Annotated in this window: 7 protein-coding genes; all 7 read right to left on the bottom strand. The window is 30.5% G+C overall.

What is annotated here, in order from left to right; translation table 11 throughout:
• Positions 1-54: 54 nt before the first annotated feature.
• Entirely contained in the window at positions 55-3,462 is a 3,408-nt protein-coding gene (locus LI149_RS14495; protein WP_227143570.1) for a glycosyltransferase, read from the bottom strand.
• A gap of 9 nt (positions 3,463-3,471) precedes the next feature.
• Positions 3,472-4,560: an acyltransferase gene (locus LI149_RS14500; RefSeq protein WP_227143571.1), complete on the bottom strand. Its 1,089-nt coding sequence runs from the start codon at positions 4,558-4,560 to the stop codon at positions 3,472-3,474.
• Positions 4,561-4,581: 21 nt separating this feature from the next.
• The gene (locus tag LI149_RS14505; protein WP_227143572.1) at positions 4,582-5,958 is read right to left on the bottom strand and encodes a DUF2142 domain-containing protein; all 1,377 of its coding nucleotides are present in this window, start codon (positions 5,956-5,958) and stop codon (positions 4,582-4,584) included.
• 60 nt (positions 5,959-6,018) lie between these two features.
• Entirely contained in the window at positions 6,019-6,357 is a 339-nt protein-coding gene (locus tag LI149_RS14510) for a DUF2304 domain-containing protein (protein WP_227143573.1), read from the bottom strand.
• Positions 6,358-6,377: 20 nt separating this feature from the next.
• Positions 6,378-7,070: a glycosyltransferase family 2 protein gene (locus LI149_RS14515; RefSeq protein ID WP_227143574.1), complete on the bottom strand. Its 693-nt coding sequence runs from the start codon at positions 7,068-7,070 to the stop codon at positions 6,378-6,380.
• The gene (locus LI149_RS14520; RefSeq protein WP_227143575.1) at positions 7,071-7,889 is read right to left on the bottom strand and encodes a glycosyltransferase family A protein; all 819 of its coding nucleotides are present in this window, start codon (positions 7,887-7,889) and stop codon (positions 7,071-7,073) included. It abuts the gene before it with no gap.
• Between the two features lie 44 nt (positions 7,890-7,933).
• A partial coding sequence (locus tag LI149_RS14525; protein WP_227143576.1) for a glucosaminidase domain-containing protein occupies positions 7,934-8,604 on the bottom strand: 671 nt, incomplete at its 5' end.

Raw genomic sequence — 8,604 nt, forward strand, 5'->3', positions numbered from 1 at the left:
TGAAATATAGAGTTTTCAAGGTACAAGTCCCATTTTGGGTATGGGAAGTCTTTATTAATTAAATAGTATTTTAAATACTTCTGATTCTACATCATTTGTCATATATTCTTTTATAACTCTTTCATGTGCGTCATGCGCTATCTGCTTTCTTAAATTTTCATTTTTAACAAGCTGTTGCAATTTGTTTGTCCATTCTTCTGAATTTTTACACAAAAATCCATCCACACCATCTTTTATTACAGTTGCTAATTCATTATTCCAACTCGCAATTGTTGGAACGTTCACTAAAGCAGCTTCCATCCACTTATTTTCAGATTTGCATTCATGAAACATCATATTTTCTAAAGGCATTAAATTAATATCCGCTTTAGCTATAAGTTGTGGTAAGTCTTGCCAGGCAACAAACTTAAATGTCTCAATCTGATCTTTTACCTCATTAAATTCTGCTGGTAATTCAATTTGCCCGCCTATTAACAAATGTACATTGACATTTTTTCTCATGATATCAAGTAATTCTTCTTTGATACTTTCAAAATCATCATTATGAGTCTTTGTTCCACTAAAATACCCTAATGTAATATAATCTTTTTCAACCTTATCTACTGTCAATGAAGCAATTGTCATCTCCATACTTGCTACATTTCGATTAATAACCACCATTTTTCCGGGGAACTGTTCTTCTATCACTTTCTTTAAACTTAAAGTAGACACAATATATCCATCACAAAGGGTCATACAGCTTTTAATCAATTTTGTATAATTTTCGTAATTTCTATATTCTTTTCCTTTCAAAAAACCGATATCTTTAATATCCTCATAATTAAAAATATAATCATCAATATCATAAAATATGTTTTTGTTCAGTTTCTGTACTTTCTTTTTTAATCTCTTCAGTTTATCAAAATCCGAAATTCTATAAGCAACTACACTATTGTATTGCTTCAAATTACATTTTTTAACATCTTTTATTGATACACAATCTGATGAAATTCCTTTTCGTATCAATTGCTCTCTCAAATGATCAATTCGATACCTCGATGAAAATGTAACTTCCTGAACCACAAAAAGTATTTTTTGAGTATTTATTTTTTTATTACAGCACTCTTTAATAACTTGATTTCTCGTTATTGTCTCATACACAGACGTTGCTGAAATCTTTGGGATAATAATTCCTTTCTCATATTTTTTCACTCGTTCAGCTGGTGCCCCGATGTCAAAACACATAACAGGCATTCCCATCTTCATAATTTCTTCTGTTGTATATGAAAATGTTTCCGGCCATATTGATGGTATCAAAAATGCGTCTATATCGTTCTCTAAAGTCAACCTAGGGATTGATCCTCTTGTATATGCTCCTGTCTGACTAAATACCGGACTATTAATATCAACACATGAAGTTCCAATCAATTTTATCCGTATATCTAAATTTTCTTTTTCAATTCGATCTACTAGTTGTGCAACAATATCTCCACCTTTGTGCTTTGTCAAAACTCCTAAAAGTCCTATATTCAAGGTCTTCGTAGTCTTATTTTTCTTTTCTATCCGTGGCATGTATCCTATTTGATGTGGAATCACTACAATATTCTCTAACATGCCAAATGTTTTTTCAGTAATTTCTTTAGTGCTATTAGAAAATACAACAACCTCATCACAAGATCGTAAAAATATTTTCCATTCCTCTCGCCATTGTTCCATGGAACCATAATCTAACGCCTGTAATGATTTATTATTTTTCAAGCACTGATTGCAAGTCTCACACGATGGCAATTCACAGTATTTATCTTCATTATTAAGTAAATTAATTGTAGGACAAACTGCAAAAAAATCATGGAATAACATTTTTACAGGAATATTATTCTTTTTAGCCGTCTCTTTTATATTTTTCAATTGCTCATACAATACTGGATAAGTTACTAACTCATTAATCCATATTTCGTCTATGCATAAATATTCCAATATCCTTGGCAAATCTTTTGCATCTTTATATTGCATCTTTAATTCATCATTTTTCCAACAATAACTAATTTTATATAAATTTTTCAGATAATCATAACGAATAATAATAAATTTCTTACCTTCAGCCAGGTATTGCTTCTTCTTATTTTCTAAATATTTAGTTGCCCCTCCACCAAGTGAATGATCAAATGCAAGAATTGTTTTTTCCGTTTTATATTTACGTAGCAATTCAAACTCTACACTTTGTCTTATATCCTTATTAGGATCCTGAGCACAAAATTTCGCAACATCACTACTATAAGCCGGATGTTTCTGCAATAATTTTTTCTCATGTTCTTTTAAATATCTTTTTTTATCTTCACTTTTGAAACTTCCACCATGATTATGAAAAACGAAAAGATTCTCTACATGAACATTTTTATATCCTTTTTCTATTGCACGTTGACACCAGTCATTCTCTTCTCCATAACCTTTTCCAAACGTTTTTGCATCAAAATTACCAATTTCCTGAAGAACTTCCCTATTGATTCCCATGCAAAAACCAACTCCGGTTGGCAACTCTTCATATCTTGGCTGTATCTTTTTGAATTCGCTGTCAATCTGTTCTACAGTTAAATCCAAAAATAATTTATTATCATAACCGAATTTAGGAAAACTACAAATTGTACCGCAAGTCGTATAAGGTGTCGTCGATGCTATCTCTTTATTTTCAAATATTGGGAACATTAATCTTTCAAGCCATTGATTTGGAAGTTCCACATCCGTATTCACAAGTGCAACATGATTTTGACTAATAGCAAATCCTCTGTTGACCGTCTGAACAAATCCTAAATTTTCTTCATTATTCAATAGTATTACATTATCATTTTCTTTGGCATATGCTTCCAGATAATCTTCAACGCGAGTATCAGGACTTTTATCATTAATCAAAATCAATCTGTAATTCATATCTGTTAACTTTATAGATGTTAACAACTTTTCTAAATACTGATAACCATTGTATACAGGTACAATAATATCAACACTCTGTGCATAATACTCTTTTGGAAATTTGAAGATACAACTGTTCTTTTTTTCTAATTTTTCCACAATATCGATTACTTTTTCTGTAGACTCAATTTCTGCAATTCGACCTTCTGCATCTTTACTGCTCTCTTCATCGTTTACAACTTTTCCAAGATGTAATCTATACCTTTTATTCTCATATGTGAAAACAATCCACACGCTATATTCTTTAATATTTTCCACAACTGCCTGTGCATAAAACCCACTTTTTTGAGCATTATCCAACTTTAATTCTTGGTATACATCATTTCTTATAATCCCATATTTTCCCTTTATTGAAAATCTGTTTTTATTTTGATCCTCAATCAAAAAATGGACATTTTTTAATTTGTATTTTGATGAACACATCCAACCTTTTATCGTCAAGATGCTTCTGTTCTGACGACACTCATCTACTATATAGTAAATCCCTAATCTTTTTTGTTGTATCTTAGAAAACATTTAATTTCCCTACTTTCTACTAAAAACTTTAGCATAATCCGGTGCTTCCAAAGTTATTGTAGATATATATCCTACTATCACACAAATTACACATAATATAAACGTTAATCCCAAAAAACTATTTTGTGCTAGTTTATTAAATGCCGGACTATTTTGTATTAAATTAGCAGCAACTACAAAATGCCACAAATAGATACCGTATTGATACTTTGAGATAAACATAATACTCTTTAATACTTTTGTATCTTTCTTATATTCATAAGTCCCTAAAAACCATACCATTATACCTAATAGTACTGCTAAAACACTACTCCAAATATAACCGCTTAAACTATCACTATGTCTGTATGATGCCTGCGGCATTATACACCAAACACATGTAATAATTACAGTAACAATGATAATCAGATATTTAGAAACTTTTTTCACTTTTATTTTGTCTTCATAGCATGCTAAAAACATTCCAATCATAAAATTATCAATCGCTGTAAATAATTGACGACCATAAATAAAATAATATGAATTTTCTATATGCATTTGCTTAAACACAAAATGGAAAATTAATATTTTGCAAGCAACTGTAAATATAATTGATAGTAACAACGTTATTACAGGTTTCCCTTTTACTGCCTTATACAACCAATATGCTATTAAATAAAATTGGAATATCACTCCCATAGTCCACAATACAGTGCTGATTGATCCACATGTAGATGGAAAAAAATTATGAATTAGCAATGCATGCGTTATTATATGCCAGACTCCATCTTTACTGAGCACAAATCCCTGAGAACCTATAAATATTATAACTAATAATGAAAGATAATACTGTGGTAAAATCCTTACACATCTTTTTTTCATAAACTTCCAATAGTCAAAATAATCTTTTTCTTCCATCCGTTTTATAGACAAAAAAATGCCGTACCCACTGATGATAAAAAACAATGTTACTCCTATTTCACCACCAACAAGAATCAATCCATGAACAATCGGATAATCTATGTATCTATTTCCATCAACAAGAACATAAAAATGATATATTAATACTGACATTATTGCAATCGCTCTTGCAATATCGATTCCTTTATTTCTTCTCATTATTTTTCCTCCGTTTCAGCATTAAACTCCCCAATATCGCTTTATCAAAACTGTAATAATATATATATATATTATTATTCCAACAATATTCAATAGTTTATTTTGTTTTTTTATACTAACACATATCGGAGAATGTAGTGGAATAAAAAATAATGAACATATTGGAAGATAATACCTGCCTTGAACTCCACCTATATATGGAATTTGATATAAAGCCTCTCTAATTTCATATGTCCCGCTTGCCGCCTCACTTCCATATAAGATAACCATAATTGTATGATTAACTAATGCTAATGTTACAAACACACATAAAATAATAGCCGTTCCTTCAATTACTATTACGTCTTTTATATTCATACATTTTTTTTCTTTTTTTTCATCTATAAGCGCAAATGCAATTACTACCCCAAAAACAATTAATGCAACATTTAAAGAAATAGGCGTATCAAGCCAACCAAAATTTCCAACAGTCGAAACAAACAAAAACTCTGTCCATGTTTTACCTGTAGAATACAATAAATACAATCCTCTTTTCCATTCTATTGCAAATCCATATAAAATTTGTATAAACCAAACTTTTCTAAAGAAATATATTCCTAACACGGCACATACACTCATTATAATTATAGCTGGGAGCATGCATTTTCTTATTACTCTCTCATTAACTTCATATTTTCCAATACTAATATGCACCTTTTCTAAGGGTAATAGAAATACGAGCAATACTAATAAGACATAGGGTACTTTTATATATGTAATCAAGAGCCACATAGTCAATAATATTAATGTATTATTTAGTTTTATTTCTTCTGCGTTATACTTTAAATATAATATATAGGAAATATACAGGTAGCACATCGGGATTAAAACTGCATCATAGTTTATACTCGAAGCTTGTTGTAATGCCATAGGAAACAACATGAACCAAGCCATCATAGTTTTCTTTATCGGAATTAATTTTAATGCAATATAACAAATATATGCATAAAATGCAAGTGCAAATAATTCTCCTAACTGAAGCACCCAATATCCAGGTACTCCTAATATTATTCCTATATAAATTCCAACAGTAGCTGGCAAATGCTTCAAGATTGCTATGGATAACTTCTTTGGCAACATTTCTCTTCTAGTATATATTGGTGGCTGAGTTAATATATTTTTTTGTTGACTCATATCTATTTTTTCTTCATAGTGCTGTTCTAGTCTTTCCACATCTATCGAAACACTTTTCATTATATTATCAGAAAAATTTTTAACCCCTACTGAATCCCCGATCATGGTTAGATGTGTATACTCATCTGGGATTTGGCCTGTAGGTATTAAAATAGATAGCATTATACCTAGTATAAATATTAATATTACTATATTTTTTTCAAACCTATTTTCTCTATATTGCATTTATTTTTTCCTTACCTAATTCATTACTTAAAATATCTTCTCTATTTTTTCAAACCTGCTTTATTTGTCTTCTCTTTTTTCAAACAAAGCTAATTCCTGTGTCAGTTGTTTTATTCTAATAGAAGTTCTTGAAACTGATATAGTCAACACAAAAATTATTATTAATGAAAAGCAAAAACCTAAGAAAAACAACATATTAACAGGATTAACAATTCCTAATTTTTGTGCTATCCAATCAATTAAACTTGGAAAACAATCTAATATTAATACTCCTATACCGACAAGCAGCCACGCCAACGCATATCTAAGTTCTAATCTTTTTTTTCTAATCATATTTACGATTACTACTAAGGCAACAATAATAAATACTGCTATAATAATCTGAAGTCGTACGCTCATTTTTACACCTCTAATACTTTCTAATACTTTCTAATCCGTTCTATTAATATCGCCAAAGTTACTTTAATCATATAATATACAGATTTTTTCATAGAGATTGAAGAAACTCCACCTTCTCGCTCTTTCATAACAACTGGAATTTCTTCCACTCTCATGTTTCTTCGTATTACAGCAACAACACTTTCTGGTTCTGGATAATCCCTTGGATAATCAAATGCAAAAAGTGATATTACATTTTTTCCAACCATTCTTAATCCAGATGTCGGATCTGTTATTTCTACTCGTGTAAGGAATTTTATCAACTTCGAAAAGAAAATAATTCCAATTCTTCTTAATTTAGACGATTGAAATCCTTCACATTTAATAAATCTAGACCCAATTACCATATCCAAATTATGTTCTATTAAATAATCTGCCATTTTATTTAAGAACTCTGGATCATGTTGTCCATCTCCGTCTACTTGAACTGCCACATCATAAGAATGCTCCAATGCATATTTATATCCAGTTTGAACAGCTCCTCCAATTCCAAGATTAATCGGAAGATTTACTATATTATATTTTTTTTCCTCACATATTTGCCTTGTCCTATCTGTTGAACAATCATTAATAATCACATAATCAAAATCTTTTGCATCTTTTTGAATTGCAGTAACTGTCTTAACAATATTACTTTCTTCATTGTATGCTGGAATAATAATTAATTTCTTCATTTATTTTTTCTTCAGCTTATCGACATTTAACTGATTCGATTGCTGTCCTTTCGAATATTGTTTTAATAAAAGTCTCGCAAAAATCTTTGGCCAAAATTTGCAAAACATCTCATATTCTTCTTTCGTACGTTTATTATCACCTATAGCTGCTGTAGTTTCTGAATCTTCATGTATCCTATGTCCCATTACAGGTCGAGAAATATATATAAATTCTCCATTCAATCGGGAAATTTTTTCCCAGGCTTCCCAATCCTCGCATGCGCGGTAATGATTTTCAAATATTACATCAGGCAAATTATTGGTAGTAAAAGTAACTGAAGGACAACATATTGGGGATCCTAAAGATAATATTCTTCGTCTAACCCATTTCGATTTTTGTAATATTTTAATTCGAAGTGGTAATAACATCAAACGCTTAATTTTCAATAATCGATTCTTATATACTTTACAGCCATTTCTAATTTCATAATAATCCCCAAATATAATTAATGGATGGGACGCTTTTTCAGCCTCTTTTAGTACAGTAGATAAATAATTCGTTTCATAAAAATCATCTTGATGTGCTATCGTAATATATTCACTATGATATTTTTCCAAAGCACATTTATATCCAAAATTCCAATCCTGTGTAATTCCACCTTGTCCCTCATTTACATAATAATCTATTTCATACTTATTAGCCATATTATGTATATATGGATTAGGTGTAGATGTAACAATAATAATATTACTTTTTTTCGTTTGCCTTATCAATGAATTTATACATTCTTCTAAATACTGACTTTCCTTATATGCGCAAATTACAAATACATGCTTCATATTCCATACAATTAGTTAATTATTCGCTAACTAAAACTCCTCTCCTATAGTTTATACATTGGGCTAATATATTTTTCAACTAAATCTATTCCATATTCACTACTTGCAGCCCAGCCTGCTTTATTAGGATTTTCCTTTATTCCAAGCCACTCTACATATGGCGCACTCCCCCTATTCACATATCCAAAGCGCACATCTACACAATCATGATTCAAAGAATCTTTAGATGCGTATGCTTTCAAATGTTGTACCTGAGCACGTATTCCCTCTCTAATATTAGCAAAACTGTTTCCATGTACACCATTTCCAGTTGCCCCTAATCCGGCAAAATTAAACTGCTCTATCTGAACATCTCCTCCAAATTGTAAATAACCCGTCTCTTTCATGGCTTGTCCAAATACCACTTCAGGTTTAACATTTTCATCTGTGGCTTCTTCATATATTATCTCACAAAATTCTCTAATTGTAGCCGCTCCACCATATTGTGAATAATATGCGGGATATATTCTGCCACTCTTTAAATACATTTTTTCCAGTTTGTCCACAACAGTATTTTTAGTAGTTCCCAATCCACTAGTTCCCATAATTGTTGTCACACCTTTGCAACGCAAAGAACCTCCAGAACGGAAATAACACATTGTGTCATCAATAACTCTCCAACCTTCTACTAATGCTCCGGATTCATCCAGATAATACGTTCCTTCTGTTAATTTTA

This window comes from Dorea sp. 210702-DFI.3.17 (assembly GCF_020560825.1).
GTDB lineage: Bacteria > Bacillota > Clostridia > Lachnospirales > Lachnospiraceae > Dorea > Dorea formicigenerans.